This window comes from Streptomyces sp. NPDC002577 (genome assembly GCF_053594815.1).
Genome location: NZ_JBSFWK010000005.1, coordinates 128,894 through 144,199 on the forward strand (window position 1 = coordinate 128,894; position 15,306 = coordinate 144,199).

5 protein-coding genes are annotated in these 15,306 nt (G+C 72.0%); all 5 read right to left on the minus strand.

The window, feature by feature from the left end:
- Window positions 1–29 precede the first annotated feature (29 nt).
- The 5 genes from ACWD4J_RS09940 to ACWD4J_RS09960 all read right to left on the minus strand — a co-directional run bounded on the left by ACWD4J_RS09940 (window position 30) and on the right by ACWD4J_RS09960 (window position 14,876).
- Window positions 30–6,410: an SDR family oxidoreductase gene (locus ACWD4J_RS09940; RefSeq protein WP_451394827.1), complete on the minus strand. Its 6,381-nt coding sequence runs from the start codon at window positions 6,408–6,410 to the stop codon at window positions 30–32.
- A gap of 92 nt (window positions 6,411–6,502) precedes the next feature.
- Complete coding sequence (locus tag ACWD4J_RS09945) at window positions 6,503–8,122, minus strand: PfaD family polyunsaturated fatty acid/polyketide biosynthesis protein (RefSeq protein ID WP_451394828.1); 1,620 nt, start codon at window positions 8,120–8,122, stop codon at window positions 6,503–6,505.
- Window positions 8,123–8,149: 27 nt separating this feature from the next.
- Window positions 8,150–9,379 (minus strand): cytochrome P450, encoded by a 1,230-nt coding sequence (locus ACWD4J_RS09950; protein ID WP_451394829.1) that lies wholly within the window; start codon window positions 9,377–9,379, stop codon window positions 8,150–8,152.
- Window positions 9,376–12,978, minus strand: coding sequence for an alpha/beta fold hydrolase (locus ACWD4J_RS09955; RefSeq protein ID WP_451394830.1), 3,603 nt, complete (start codon window positions 12,976–12,978; stop codon window positions 9,376–9,378). Before ACWD4J_RS09955 ends, ACWD4J_RS09950 begins: the two co-directional genes overlap by 4 nt.
- The gene (locus ACWD4J_RS09960; RefSeq protein WP_451394831.1) at window positions 12,975–14,876 is read right to left on the minus strand and encodes a fatty acyl-AMP ligase; all 1,902 of its coding nucleotides are present in this window, start codon (window positions 14,874–14,876) and stop codon (window positions 12,975–12,977) included. The genes ACWD4J_RS09955 and ACWD4J_RS09960 overlap by 4 nt, the downstream gene beginning before the upstream one ends.
- Window positions 14,877–15,306 lie beyond the last annotated feature (430 nt).

The following is a 15,306-nucleotide window of genomic DNA, read 5'->3' on the forward strand; positions in this document are numbered from 1 at the left end:
TGTCTCGCTCTCCGGTCGTTCGCGGCGTGTCAGGAGGGACGCAGTACGAGGGACACGCCGAGCAGTTCGGCGCGTACGGAGCCGTCCTCGTCGAGGAAGCCGATGTCGCATGTGGCGCCCTCGGCCCGGACGTCCCCCGCCCGGACCACGCAGCGGACCTCTCCGGCGGCCGGACCGGTGCGGTGGACCCGGTACTCGGCAGCGGACATCGGCAGCGTCGCCCCACCGAGCGTCTGCTCCGCCCAGACCACGGCGAGCTGGAGGCCGCCGTCCGTGAGGGCCGGGTCGGTCCACCACGGCCGGTCGTCCCAGCCCAGTTCGCGCAGGCCGGCGAGAGTGCCGGTCGCACCGGCCGGAGACACGCCGTCGATCGAGCGCAGCGCCTGGAACCGGGGGCCGTGGAAGAGGACGTGCCCGTCGTAGATCTCGGCCCCGGCACGGTCGGACGGCCGCAGGTCCGCCGGTGCGGTCCATGTTCCGGGGGCGAGCGGCTCGTCCGTCGTGACGGCTTCGGCGCTGTAGTGCGGTACGCCGCCCTCGCCGAGGAGACGGAACGTCAGCGCGCCGTCGCGCCGTCCCTGGACGGCGAGGCGGTGTCCGGCACCGTCCAGCTCGTCCAGTGCGATACGGCGCAGCACGTTCACGTTCCGCACCGCCGTGGGAGCCCCGGCCGGCAGCCCGGATCCGGTGCGGGCCGCGGCGGTCAGCCACTCCAGGGCCATGGCCATGGGCAGTACGGGTGTGCCGCCGATGGCGTGGTCCCGCAGGTACGGGTGGGAGTCGCCGGTCAGCCGAATCCCGGCGGTGGTCTCCCGGCGCGCCGTGCCGCCGAAGGCGCCGGCCACGCCCTGGCCCGCCACGACGACCTGGGTGTCGGGACCGGGAGCCGTGAACAGCTCCACGAAGGCCCGCGCACCTTCCTCGACCGGGATCAGCTCGACGCCCTGGCTCCTGAAGTGCCCTTCGAGCGCGGGGTCGACCATGCCGCCCTGCCAGGGTCCCCAGGCGATGGCGCTGACCCTGCATCCCGGCCGGGCCGCTCGCTCGGCGCACGCGACCTGGCCCAGCACCTCGTTCGCCATGGCGTAGTCGCTCTGGCCCGCGTTGCCGTACCGGGCGGCGACGGACGAGAACACGCTCAGCGCCTCGAGCGGGTCGTCCGCGGTGGCGGCCAGCAGCGCCCGCAGCCCGTCGGCCTTGGTGTCGAAGACCCGGTCGAACTGCTCGTCGGTCTTGTCCGTGAGGCGCTTGTCCGCGAGCACGCCGGCTCCGTGCACGATGCCGGTGACCGGCCCCCACTCCTGCCGTATCTCGTCCAGCGCCGCGGCGACCGCCGCCTCGTCCCGTACGTCGACGGCGAGATAGCGGACCTTGGAACCGGCCTCTTCCAGCGCGGCGAGGGTCTCCCGCACCTCACGGGCGGCCAGCACCCGTGCCACGGTGGCGCCGACCTCGGCGGGGGCGGGCGGGCGGCCCGCGTTCTGCTGGCGGGCCTGCTCGATGACGGCCCGCTTGAGCGCCGCCTCGTCGGCGGCGGAGCGCAGCGCCGCGGGCTCCTCGTCCAAGGGGCTGCGGCCGAGCAGTGCGATACGCGGCTGACGGGCGCGGGCGAGGGCCAGCAGCGAGGCCGCGGTGACCCCGCGCGCACCACCGGTCGCGACGATCACCGAGTCGGGTCCGACGTTCGCCGGGTCGCCGCCGGCTTCCGCGGTGACCTCGGCCTCACACACCGTCAGGCGGGTGCCGTCGGCGCGCAGGCCGGCGTCCAGGGTGTCTCCGCCGGTGAGCAGTTCGCATACGAGCGCTTCGGCAACGGCTTCGGGCGTCCGGTCCGCGCGCTCGCAGTCGATGGCCTTGACGGAGGCGTCGGGCCACTCGCGGGCAGCGGTACGGGTGAGCGCGGCGATGCCGCCCGACCATGCGCGGACGCCCGCACGCCCGCCGATGCCGAAGTCTCCCCCGGTGTCCTGGACGGTGACGAACACCCCGCCGCCGTTTTCGAAGCGCGACGCCACGGCCCGTGCGACGCGGAACGCCTCGCGGTGCACCGTGAGCGCCTCCTCGGGAGTCGCCGTCTCGCGCAGGCCGCCCAGGAAGACGACCCCGTACGCGTCCTGCGGGACCTCGGTGACGACCGCGGCCGACAGCCCGTGCGCGTTCAGCCGCTCGGCGACATACGCGGCGACGCCTCGGCCGTCGTCGGTGACGGCGAGCAGACCGCCGCTCAGGCCGGGCATCTCCAGCCCGGACGGGGGTGCGACGACGGCCCGGACCGCGTGGTGCACGAGTCCGCCCGGGGCGGCAGGCTCGACGATGTCCGGCGTGACCGGTCCGGCCGACGGCACGGGGTCGCCGCCCTCGCGCAGCTTGCCGACGATGTCACCCACCGTCCGCAACCGCCCCAGCTCCGACGTCTCCACCACCGGCAGATCCGGCGCCTCCGACCGCAACGCCGACAGAATCTGCACCCGCTTGATCGAATCCACCCCCAGATCCGCCTCGAGATCCATGTCCGGCGCCAGCATCTCCACCGGATAACCCGTCTTCTCCGCCACGATCGACAACAGCAGACCCTCCAGGTCCACCGCCACCGGCACGGGGGCGGGTGCGGGGGCGGCGGACGGCACGGGGTCGCCGCCCTCGCGCAGCTTGCCGACGATGTCACCCACCGTCCGCAACCGCCCCAGCTCCGACGTCTCCACCACCGGCAGATCCGGCGCCTCCGACCGCAACGCCGACAGAATCTGCACCCGCTTGATCGAATCCACCCCCAGATCCGCCTCGAGATCCATGTCCGGCGCCAGCATCTCCACCGGATAACCCGTCTTCTCCGCCACGATCGACAGCAACAGACCCTCCAGGTCCACCGCCACCGGGGCAGCCGGAGGTGCGGGGACCGGGTCCGGGGCGGCGGACACGGGGAACTGCGGTTCCGCGACGGGGAGTTGCGGCTCGGTGACCGGTCGAAGGTCGATCGGTGCCTGTTGGATGCCGGGCACGGCCGGCTGCGGCACAGCGAGCGGCGGCACCGCGTGCAGCGCCGCGGCCGGCGTGGTGTCTGCGTCCGGTCCGGCCGGGGCGACCGCGACAGTCAGGGCGGCGGCGGGGAGCAGGGCTGCCGGCACGCCTGCCGGCTCGGCGTAGGTACCGCCGTACGAGCCCTCGAACGCCCTCAGGAACGCAGCGTGGCTCTCCGCCATGAGCCGCTGGTACGTCGTGTGGGCCTCGGCCGCCTGCTGCTGGTACCGCGCGTGCGCCTCGGCCGTCTGCTGCTGAGCGACCACCACGGGGTGCAGCCACTGGGCCGCGGCCGCGTCGGTCGCTGCCGACGGGATCGGAGCCGGCGTCGGTACCGGAACCGCTACAGGGGCCGGAAGCGAGACAGGAGCCGGTCCCGCGACGGCGACCGGAACCGAGGCGGTGACCGGAACCGGCGCCGTGGCCGGGACCGGGTCCACGACCGGGTTCGGGTCCACGACCGGGTTCGGCGGCGGAAGTTCGCCCGCTCCGCCGGGCGGCGGGTAGGGACGGCCGTGGTTGCTGCCCTGGATCGGGGTGGTCATCTGCGGCCTCCGGCCGGTCGTCGCGTCCGTCTCGTCGTCGTTCGTCGTGTCGTCGTCCGTGGGCAGGGCATACGGGGCCCACAGCGCCGCGAAGTCCACAGCGGTCCCGTGCACGGCCAGGCGGCCGAGGGCGTCGTGCAGGCCGGTCACGCCGTTGCGGCCCTTGCCGTCGAGGCTGACGGCGAGGTGCGGGCGCTCGCCGAGGATCTCGCCGACCAGCCGGGTCAGCACCGAGCCGGCACCCACCTCCACGAAGGTGCGCACGCCGTCCCGGTACATCGCCTCGATCTCGTCGGCGAACCGCACCGGCCGCGCGAGGTGATCCGCGACGCGGCGGCGCATCTCGTCAGGGTCGTCCGGGTAGACCGCGGCGTCGGAGTTGCCGTACACCTCCAACCGGGCCCGGTCGAAGGGGACTTCGCGCAGGAAGTCCATGAAGGGCTCGCTCGCCGGCGCGACGAGAGGGCTGTGGAAGCCGGTGGCGGCCTTCAGTCGCCTGGCCGTCAGCCCGCCTGCCGTGAGCTTGGGTTCGACGGCGTCGACTGCCTCTTCGGTGCCGGACAGGACCGTCTGCCGAGGGCTGTTGTGGTTGGCCACCCACAGCCCTTCCATGTGCCCGTCCGCGTCCGGACCGCCGCCGAGTACGGCCTCGATCTCCTCGCGCGACGCCGCCACCGCGAGCATCGCGCCCGGTGTCGCAGCGGCGTCCCGCATCAGCTCGCCGCGCCTGCGCGCCATGCGGATCAGCGTGTCCGCGTCGAAGACGCCCGCGGCGTGCAGTGCGGTCAGCTCGCCGAAGCTGTGTCCGGCGACGCAGTCCGGCCGTACGCCGACCGCGTCCAGCACGGACAGCAGGGCCAGGCTCTGCACGGCGAGCGCGGGCTGCGCCCACTCCGTCTCGGTCAGCAGGGCCTGCTGGGCGGCGCGGTCGGCGTCGTCGAAGACCGGCACGGGGAAGACGACGCGGTGCAGCGGCCGGTCGCCGAGCGGCAGGTCCGCCGCCCGGTCCCAGACGGCCTGGGCCTGCGGGACGTGCATGGTCACGTCGGCGCCCATGCCGACGTACTGGCTGCCCTGTCCGGAGAAAAGGAAGGCGGTACGGCCCCGGTCCCCGGCACCGGTCGCGTAGTGGATGCCCGAGGGCGCGGAGAACGGCGCCTCAGGGTCCCTGCGGATCAGGGCCGCTGCCTGGCCGAGCTTGCCGGAGAGGTCGGAACCGGGCCCGCCGGTGCTCGTGCTCTCGGCGGTGATCGCAAGCCGGAAGCGCCGCGCCGGATCGAAGGCGAGCTGCGTCCCCAGAGCCACCGTGGCGAGTTCGCGCTCGTCGGCGGCGAGCCGCTCCGCCTCCGCCAGCAGCTCTTCGGGCGAGTCGGCGGCGAGCAGCACCAGTTCGGACGGGGCGGTACGGGACCGGGGCGCGGGTTCGGCGTCGGCCCCCTCCTTCGGTACGTACTCCTCCAGCGTGACGTGGAAGTTGCTGCCGCCGAAGCCGAAGCTGGACACGGACGCGCGGCGCGGATGGGCGCCGTCGCGCACCCACGGGCGGGCCTCGGTGTTGAGGTAGAGCGGGCCGCTGCCGAGGTCGAGGTTCGCGTTGGGGCGGTCGACCTTGATGGTGGGCGGCAGCACCTTGTGGTGCAGCGCCAGGGCCGCCTTGAGCAGCCCCGCCGCGCCCGCCGCGGACTTGGTGTGGCCTACTTGCGACTTCACGGAGCCGAGCGCGCACCAGGGCCCGTCGTCGCGGCCGCTTTCGCCGAAGACTCCGCGCAGCCCGGTGTACTCGGCGACGTCGCCGGCCTTGGTCCCGGTGCCGTGCGCCTCGACGAGCTCGACGGTGTCCGGTCCGTACCCGGCGGACTCGTAGGCCCGCCGGACGGCGAGGGCCTGGCCCTGCGGCAGCGGGGCGTAGATGGCGGTGGCGCGGCCGTCCGATGCGCTGCCGATGCCGCGCAGCACGGCGTAGATCCGGTCCCCGTCGCGCTCGGCGTCGGCCAGCCGCTTCAGGGCCAGCATGACCAGGCCCTCGCCGAGGATGGTGCCGTCCGCGGCGTCCGAGAACGGGCGGCAGTCGCCGGTCGGGGACAGCGCAGGCGTTTTCGAGAAGCACATGTACATGACGATGTCGTTGAGCGTGTCGACACCGCCCGCGATCGCCATGTCGGACTTGCCGAGCGCGAGTTCGTTGACCGCGGCCGACAGCGCGGCGAGCGAGCTGGCGCAGGCGGCGTCCGCGGTGTGGTTGGTGCCGTGCAGGTCGAACTTGTTGGCGATGCGCCCGGCCACCACATTGCTGAGCAGCCCGGGGAAGGTCGCCTCCTGCCAGGGCACGTAGTGACCGGCGATGCGCTCGCAGATCTCCTGCGCGTCCGGCTCGGGCACGCCGTGCTCGCGCAGCGCCTTCAGCCATACGGGCCGCTGCAGCCGGTTGGACATGCTGTACAGCAGCTCCAGCGCGCCCGTGCCCAGCATCACGCTGACCCGGTCCCGGTCGAGGTTCGCCAGGTCGCCGCCGGTGGCGTCCTTCAGCACCTGGTCGGCCACCATCAGGGCGAGAAGCTGCGAGGTGTCCGTCGCCTCCAGGGTGTTGGGCGGCACACCGTAGGTGAGGGACGGGAAGTCGACGGGGGAGAGGAAGGCACCGCGGCGGCCGTACGTCCGGTCGGGGGCCGACGGGTCGGGGTCGTAGTAGTCCTCGACGAGCCAGTGCGTCGGCGGTACATCCGTGATCAGGTCGCGCCCGTTCACGATGGTGCGCCAGAAGCCGCCGACGTCGGCCGAGCCGGGCATGAGCGCGCCGGCACCGACGATCGCGATGGGCACCTGCTGGGGGCGATGGGGTTCGGACATCGTTTCCACCTCGGTGTCTTGAGGCATGGCAAAAGCGCAGAGGGCAGGGGTGAGAGAAAGGAGAGCGATGAAGAGGGAGCGCCGACGCCGCGTCAGGACAGCGGGCGCGGCGCGAAGGCGAGCGCGCCCGGGGGCACCGGCACCCCGTACGTGCGCAGCTGGTGCGCCCTGGTGATCACCGCGGCGCCCTCCAGCAGGTTGCGGGCGATCTGGACGGCCGGGCGGCCGCCGGGACCGGCGAGGAAGCTTCCCGCGGCCCAGCGGTTGAAGGCGCCCATGGCGGGGCCGCACCACACCTGGTAGTCGGCCCGGCGGGAGGCGTCACCGTCGATCGCCCAGCGGCTGGAGAGGCCGAGATACCAGCGGAAGACGAGGGCCATGCGGTGCTTGGGGTCCTGCTCAGCGCGGGTGATCTCGGCGGGGTCGCGGCGCTGCCAGAAGCGCAGCACCTCGGCCCAGACGTCGTCGACGGAGGCACCGAGCACCTGCCGCTCCAGCCGGTTGCGCTCCTCGGGCGGCAGCGCCTCCAGCGACGGGTACGTGCGGTAGATCTCGTACAGGCGGCTGCCGCGGTTGGCGAACATCGTGCCGCGGCGCAAGACCTGCACCTTCGCGCCCAGCTCGAACATGTCCGCGGCGGGCGCCATGGTCACGTCGGCGAGGTCGGCCTGGGCGAGCATCGCCTTCGCGTCGTCGGAGATCCCCGCCTCGTCGGCGATCTGGTTGACGGTGCCGGTGACGACGTAGGCCGCGCCCGACGCGAATGCCGCGGCGACGCTCGCCGGGGTGCCGAGGCCGCCTGCCGCGCCGACCCGGATGGTCCGGTCGTAGCCGTGGCGGGCGGTGATCTCGTCGCGCAGCCCCAGCAGGGCGGGCAGCAGGGACACCAGCGGCCGGTTGTCGGTGTGGCCGCCGCTGTCGCCCTCGGCGGTGATGTCCTCGGCGACCGGCACCCGCGCGGCGAGCCGCGCCTCCTCCGGGGTCAACTGCCCCCGCTCCACGAGGGCGTTCAGCAGTCCGGCCGGAGCGGGCGACATGAACTTCTCGGCCACCTCGGGCCGGGACACCTTGGCGAACAGGCGGGTGCGCCGGACGATACGCCCAGTGGCATCCGTACTCAGCCCGGTGGCCGAGCAGCGGACGACCGCCGGGGTGAGGTCCATGAACGCCGAGGCGGAGACGATGGGCACGCCGCGCCGCAGCAGCAGCTCGGCCACCCGTTCCTCGACGGCGGGCTCGTTCGGGGAATGGATCAGGTTCACGCCCCAGTTGGGGCGGCCGCGCAGGGCGGTGGCGAGTTCGTCGACGGCGGCCTCGACCCGCTCGGGGGCGAGCCCTCCGGCGCCGAAGAAGCCGAGCATCTCCGCCTCTGCCATGGCGGTCACCAGACGTGTGGTGGCGATGCCGTTGGCCATCTCACCCGCGATGTACGCGAACCGCGTGCCGTGGGTCTCGCCGAACGACCGGTCGCCCAGCCACTCCGGGTACAGCGGCGGCAGGGTCCCGACGATCTCGCCTCCGTGGGGCTCCTCAGGGCCGGCGACCCCCAAGTGGCCGCTCTCGGCGTCCCGCACGATGAGGACCGGCTGCCGCACCGAGCGGACGGCCGCCACGATGCCGGCCGGGGAGAAGCCGGCCCCGCGGGCGGCAGCCGGAGACGCGGGTGCGGTTGCGGGCAGGGGCAGCGTTGAAGACAGGGGCAGGGAATTCATGTCACGCCTTTCTCGGTGGCGGGGGCCTCAGCCCCGGACCCGCAGTTCACTCAGGCCGCGGAGTCCCGTCCGCTCCCGCCACCGTGGCTCTGCGGCCAGTTCCAGGTGCGGGTGCCGCCGCATCAGGGCCGTGAAGGCGATGACCGCCTCCATCCGGGCCAGCGGTGCCCCGACGCAGAAGTGCGCACCGCCGCTCAAGCCCAGGTGCCGGTTGTCGCCGCGGGTGATGTCGAGCCGGTCCGGGTCGGGGAACCGTGCGGGGTCGCGGTTGGCCGCACCCAGGCTCAGCACCAGACGGGCGCCTCGCGGAATGCGCACGCCGTGCAGTTCGATGTCCTCCAGCACGCGCCGTCCCACCGCCTGGGCGGGCCCGTCGTACCGCAGCGTCTCCTCGACGGCCGACGGCACCAGGCCGGGCCCCGAGGACCGCAGCAGTTCCAGCTGTCCGGGGTGCCGCAGCAGCGCCAGCAGTCCGTTGGCGATCATGTTGGCCGTGGTCTCGTGTCCGGCGACCACCAGCAGGGCCGCGGTGGACAGCAGTTCCTCCGAGGTCAGCCGGTCGCCCTCGGCCTCGGCCTGGATCAGCCCGCTGAGAATGTCCTCGCCCGGGGCGCGCCGGCGCTCGGCGACCAGGACCCGGAAGTACTCGACGATCTTCCGTCGGCCGCGCAGACCCCGGGCCACCGTGTCAGGGGTGACGACGGGGTCCACCATGTAGGCCATGTCCTCGGACCAGTCGCGGACGTCGTCGCGGTCCGCCTCGGGCACGCCGAGCATCTCGCAGATGACCTCCAGGGGCAGCGGGTAGGCGAAGCCCTCGACGAAGTCCCGCTCCCCCGTCCCCCACTCGTCCAGCAGGCGTTCGACGATCCGCTCGATCCGCTCGTGCAGATACGCGATGGAGCGAGGGGTGAACACCTTGTTGACCAGCGCGCGCAGGCGGGTGTGGCCGGGCGGGTCCATCAGGATCATGGACGGTGTGTCACCGCCGGCCATGCGCTCGGTGTGCCCTTCGCCGCCGCTCCCGGTGCCGCCCATGCTTCCGGTGTTGCCACCGTTGTCCGCACCGAGCCGCGGGTCGCGCAGCAGGTTCCGTACGTCCTCGTAACGGGTGAGGAACCAGAAGCCCGGTGGGTTCCAGTGCAGCGGGTCGGCCTCGCGCAGGGCGTGGTAGAGCGGGTACGGGTCGGCCTGGACGGCCGGATCGGTCGGGTCGTAGTGCGGTACCGCGTTCGGTATCGCCTGCGAGGTGGTCATCTCGCACCCGCCAGGCTGGTACGCGTCGCCTCGGCGACGGCCGCCAGATGCGGACGCGTGAAAATGTTGAAGTGGTTGCCGGTCACCGGAATGACCGTCAGGTCGCCCAGTTCGACGGTGTCCCAGCCGTTGGGTGGGTCGAAGTGCATCTGTACGCGGTGGTCCTCCGGGGCCAGCGGCGCCCATCCGGCCTCCGGTTTGACCAGGACCACCGACAGGTCGGAGGGCTCCGGCTGGTAGAGCGCGAAGGCCCGCAGGCCCGCCTGGTAGGTGCCGACCACGTTGACGAGGTGGGACTCGTACGACTCCGGGTCGGCCGCTCCGAGGGCCCGGGCGATCTCCTCTCCCTGCTCCTCGAGGGGTTTGGAGCGGTCGACACCGCAGCTGCAACTGTCCACCACGAGGCAGGCCATGTGACGCAGCGCGAGGAGTTCCTCGACGGCCCGCAGATCGTCGTCGGCGGGCGCGCCACGGCCGGGCAGCGGGACGTAGGTGTCGAACAGGACGACCCTGTGGACCTTCTCGCCGCGTTCCCGCAGTTGCCGTGCCGCCTCGTAGGCGATCATCCCTCCGAAGGAATGGCCGCCGAGGAGGTACGGGCCGTGCGGCTGTATCCGCTGGACCTCGTCGGCGAAGAGGGCGGCGAGGTCCACCGTGTCGTCGAGGGGCTCCTCCTTGCCGTCGAGGCCGGGCACCTCGAAGGCGTAGCAGGGCCGTCCGTCGCCGAGCGCGCGGGCCAGCGAGGTCAGATAGAGCGCGGAGCCGCCGATACCGCCGACGCAGAAGAAGGGGCGGGGCGTGTTGAGGGGGATCAGATGGCGCGGCGCGGGCGGCGCTTCCTCCGTGCCGGAGTCGGAGGCGGATGCCGCCTCGTCGGGCTCCGCGAGGAACCGGGCTGCCTCGTCGATGGTGGGCAGCTCCATGAACAAGGTGTGGGGGATGCGGTACCCCAGCCAGTCGGAGAGCCGGGACTGCAGAGCCGCCACGGACAGCGACTCCAGCGCGTACTCCTCCAGCGGCCGGGCCGTGTCGACCTCGGTCGCGGGCAGGCGCAGCTCGGCGGCGATGTTGGTGACCAGCCAGTCGCGTACGGCGTCCACCGTCAGCCCGGCGCCGAGTGCGGGAGCAGTCACGGCCGTTCCGGTGGTGGCGGACACGGTGCGCGTCAGCGCCCCGTCCGTGGACGGGAAATGACGGCGGGCCAAGTCCTGTGCGTAGGCGACGGTGCACTCGACCAGCTCGAAGGAGGGCAGGCTGCCCGCGTAGTACGTACGGTGCTGGCCCTGCATGGCTTCGAGCCCGTCCAGGACGCCGTTCTCCAGGTCGCCGGTGCCGAAGTGCGGCATGAACGCCCACTCGCGCTGGAGATGCACCTCCTGAAGCTCCCCGCCCAGGCCGGCGACGTCGTCCCGCAGTTTCGGGGTGATGTCCTCGGGGCGGCCGTAGGAGTAGAAGGTCTGGACGTCGCTGTCGGGGTAGCGGTGGTGGTACGCGACGCAGTGGCCGGTCGCCTCGCGGGTGTCGTTGTACTGCTTGAGGAAGTAGAAGGCCGAGCCCGGCAGCCCGGACACCGTGGCGACGGTGGTGTGGTAGGCGTTGCCGCGGATGCGCGCGGCGAGTTCGCGCTCCTCCTCGGTGCTGTCCAGGACCGGCAGCACCTGGTCCAGGGCGACGGTGAGCACCAGGTCGTCGGCCTCGATCAGGCCCGCGTCCGTGTGCACCCGTACGCCGTCCGCGTGCCGCTCGACCGACTCGACGCGCACCCCGAGCCGCAGGTCGCCGAGCTCTTCGGCGACCCGGCGCCACAGGGTGGCGAAGCCTCCGGCGATGGTGAAGGCGCCGGGGTGGCCGAGGAGTTCGGGCTTGTTGGACAGCAGCCCGGTCATCTCGGCGTACTTGACGAAGTACAGCGCGGGGACGTCGTCGTCGAGGTAGCCGTAGCCGGCCGCCGTGTAGCCGGTGCCGAAGGACGCGGCCATGGACTCGAGGCCGTGCTCGGCGAGCCACTGCGCCACGGGGGCGGCGAGTGCCTTCGCGGAGTGCGCGAGGCCGGGTTCGCCGATACGGGGGAACTCGCGCTCGCGGAGCTCCTGATAGCGCAGATACGTTTCTCTACGGAAGAAGGACCCGTCCTGCGGCGTCGCGGCGCCCTGCTCGACATCGAGGATCCGGTACGGCGTCGTGGCCTCCGTCGCCACGCCCAGCTCCGTCGCCAGCTCGGCGACCCGCTCGTACTGGTTGGTGCAGATGTGGCCGCCGAGGTCGTAGGCCCGGCCGTCGATCTCGACGGTCTCGCACTTTCCGGCCACCGCCTCGCGGGCCTCCAGGACGGTCACCCGGTGTCCCGCGCGCTCCAGTTCGCGGGCGATGGTGAGTCCGCTCGGTCCGGCGCCGATGACGACCACGCTGCGGGGGAGGCCCGCGGTGTCGGGGGATCCGGCGGCGGGCGGGGCCGTGACCGCCGTGCTGCTCGTCGTGGTCGCCGTCGTGATGTTCCTGCTGGGCCGCAGCAGCGCGGTGAGTTGGGGCGGCTGCCGCTCACCGAGCCGGGCGTAGGACGCGGCCTGGTAGATCAGCGCCCGCAGATGGTTCAGGGACGCGGTGGAGTGCGGCGACCGGGCGAGGGCGATGCCCAGGTCCGCCGGGGCGAGACCGGGGTCGAACGCGATCTGGTTGACCGCGTCGTCGTCGGCGAGGGTGTCCAGGTGCAGGTCGCCGAGGTCGAACCAGGGGCAGAGGTGCTCCGGCCAGGGGCGCGCCGGGTCGAGGGCGCTCTCGGTGCCCTCGGGCGTGCCGTCCAGGGGGTGGAGCTGGGCCTGGAGGACGTTGCGGACGCCGGTGGTGCGGATACGGTGGCGCAGGTCCTCGCGGAGGAACTCGGGGTCGCGGGTGTCGCCCTCCGGCCGCGGGATCTCGTTCGGCGCGTCCGGCGGCCACCACAGGTCGCCGTGGTCGAAGTCGCCGCGTACGAGCGGCTCGTCGACCGGGTGGACGCGGAAGCGGATCAGCCACTGCCGCCCGTCCTCGGCGACGAAGCCCTGCGGCACCTGGGAGTAGAAGTCGTAGGTGACGTAGGAGCCCGCGGTCCTGATGTTGTTCCAGATGATCGACCGGACTTCCGGCTTCTCGCTGATGTTCTGCGCCCGCTCCTCGGGGGTGCCGAAGCTGCGCCGGAAGATCTCGGCGGTCGAGGCGAAGAAGGTCGGGCCGGTGTTGAAGGTCAGGTCGAGCAGCCCGGGTTCGAAGCCGGTCGCCGTGCCGGGTTCGGCGTCGAGCAGCCGGAGCGTGAGGCCCCGGACGGTCGGCTTGACGTCGTCGGTGCCGACCGAGTTGCTGTAGCGGACGACGACCGGGAAGCGGCGGCCGGGCCGGAGGAACCCGTGGGCGGGCAGCAGGGGTGCGTCGAGCACCGTCAGCACACCGCGGGCCGCCGTCGACGTCGCGTGGAAGAAGCGGTCCCGGCGCGTCGCGGACGCCACGGTCAGCGCGGACATGTCGATGAGGACCCGCCGGAAGTCGTCGTCGACGTCGTACATGCGGGGATCCCGGGGACCCGCGGCGAGTATCAGGCCGTTGCCGGCGGTCTTGCTTGCGTTCATGGACGTGGCCCTTCGATGAGCTCGTCGCGGGTGGGGGGCTCGTTTCTGCTGACCGACACCAGCAGCGTGGTGGCCTCACGGTCGATCTCGCCGCTCAGGAGGGCCTCCTTGCACACCCTGCGGCGGACCTTGCCACTGGTGGTCTTGCGCACCAGACCCGGCTTGCCCAGCACGACGGCGTGGCAGGACAACTGGTGGTCGGCGTAGACGAACTTGCGCACCATCGCGCAGATCTCGGCGGCGAGATCGGCGTCGATCCGCTTCTCGCCGGTCTCGGCGAACACGACCAGCCGCTCGCTGCCGTCCCCGCCGTCCGCGCCGTTCGTGGTGTCGCCGGGGAAGGTCTCGTCCGGTCCGAGCGCGAAGGCGACGATGCCGCCGGGCCGGATGGACGGGTGGCACTCGCGGACGCTGTCCTCGATGTCGGAGGGGTACACGTTGCGGCCGCGGATGATGATCAGGTCCTTGATCCGGCCGGTCATGAACAGCTGGCCCTCGTGCAGGAATCCGAGGTCGCCGGTGCGCAGGTACTCGGTCGGGTCGTCGTCGCCCGTCACGGTGGCGTGGAAGACCTCGCGGGTCGTCTCCGGGCGTCCGTAGTAGCCGGCCGCGGTCGTCGACGACCGCACCCAGATCTCACCGACCCGCGCGGGCGGGCACGGCACTCCCGTCTCGGGGTCGACGATGCGTATACGGTCCCCCGGCTTGCTGGAGAAGCCGCAGCCGTAGTACTCGACATGGCGCTCGGCGTCCAGCACCTCGGAGGCGCCGGAGGGCTGGTCCACCGGTACGACGTCGCCCTCCTCGAGCGCCTTCTTCTCGAGCCGCAGCACGCCCTGGCCGCGGTTCGTGACGCTCGCCGTGTTCTCCGCGAGGCCGTAGGCGCCGTAGAACACGTCGGGGCGGATCCGGGAGACGGCGAACGCGTCGAGGAAGGTGCGGATGGTTCTGGTGCGGATCGGTTCGGCCGCGGTGATGGCCATCTCCAGGGAGCTGAGGTCCCATCCGGCGCGCATCTCGGGCGTCGTCTTGCGGACCGCGAGCTCGTACGCGAAGTTCGGCGCCGAGGTGATCGTGGCCTTGACCCGGGACATGACGTCGAGCCAGACCCAGGGCCGCTGGAGGAAGGTGATCGGCGACATGATGTGCGTCGTCGAGTTGCCGAGGGCCGTGCTGAGGAGCACGTTGATCAGGCCCATGTCGTGGTACTGAGGGAGCCAGAACACGCCCACGGTATCCGGGTTGAGCCTCAGGTCGACCACGTTGGCGGCGATCTCGTGGACGAGATTCCCGTGCGTGACCATCACGCCCTTGGGGACTCCGGTGGATCCCGATGTGTACTGCAGGAACGCGGTCTCGCCCGGATCGGCGGGCTCGTACCACGTATCGGGGTCGCACACGGCCCCGCCTCGTCGGCCGGATCGCCGGTCGGTGCGGTGCCACGGGATACGGGGCCAGCTGTGCTCCGACCGCCCGAGCAGCCGGCCGACCGAACCGGCCCTGCGGGAGCGGTCGAAGAGGCCGTTGGTGAGTGCGACCTTCGAACCGGAGCTCTCCACGATCGCGTTGAAGCCGACGAGATCGCGTTTGAGCCGGAACGGGTTCGGGGGGTAGACGGGCACCGGCAGGACGCCGGCCGCCAGGCAGCCCATGAACGCCTTCACAAAGTCCAGCGAGGGCGGATAGACGAGCACCGCGCGGTCACCGGGAGTGAGTCCCGCTAAACGCAGGGAGCTCGCGACGTCGTCGACCGCCTCGGCGAGCTCGCCGGCCCGGAGCGTCTCCGCGTCCTCGCCGTGGTCGTCGACGAAGGTGAAGAGAAGCTTTTCCGGCTGGGTTTCATAGAGGTGCCGCAGGGCAGAGAGCACTGAATTGCGCTGCGATATTCCGAGCGTCATTGGGCCGTCCTGTAAAGGGGAACACCAAAAGACCGGTCACACCGGGGAGAGTCACCCAAGCGGTGTTTGCGCGTTCAAGAAACTACGGCTGGTCCAGTCCATTGTCAACGACAACCGGAGTGTCCGACTCCAACCTTCTGCCCCAATTTTTCTCTTGATTTCGGATATCTTCCAGGAGGGTCACCGAACACATAACCGCAGGTCAGTGCAGACTTCATCGACCTCACCCAAAAAATTCGCACAGCCTTCGAACCAGGCCCGCCACCGGGCCGTTCCTGCATGTGAAGCCGCCCGAACATGGCGGCATCCAGAAAGGGCCGCTCCGCCCCCACCTTCCCCCCTGGGGGTGGAGCGGTCCTTTGCCATGCCCCGGCTATGCCCTGGCTATGCCCCCGCCGTGCCTCACCGAAGCGACCCTTCGAGTCGACAC

Excerpts from the sequence above, each read along its gene's own strand:
- ACWD4J_RS09945 (WP_451394828.1), bottom strand. The coding sequence starts at position 8,122 with ATGAATTCCCTGCCCCTGTCTTCAACGCTGCCCCTGCCCGCAACCGCA.
- ACWD4J_RS09940 (WP_451394827.1), bottom strand. The coding sequence starts at position 6,410 with ATGTCCGAACCCCATCGCCCCCAGCAGGTGCCCATCGCGATCGTCGGT.
- ACWD4J_RS09955 (WP_451394830.1), bottom strand. The coding sequence starts at position 12,978 with ATGAACGCAAGCAAGACCGCCGGCAACGGCCTGATACTCGCCGCGGGT.
- ACWD4J_RS09960 (WP_451394831.1), bottom strand. The coding sequence starts at position 14,876 with ATGACGCTCGGAATATCGCAGCGCAATTCAGTGCTCTCTGCCCTGCGG.
- ACWD4J_RS09950 (WP_451394829.1), bottom strand. The coding sequence starts at position 9,379 with ATGACCACCTCGCAGGCGATACCGAACGCGGTACCGCACTACGACCCG.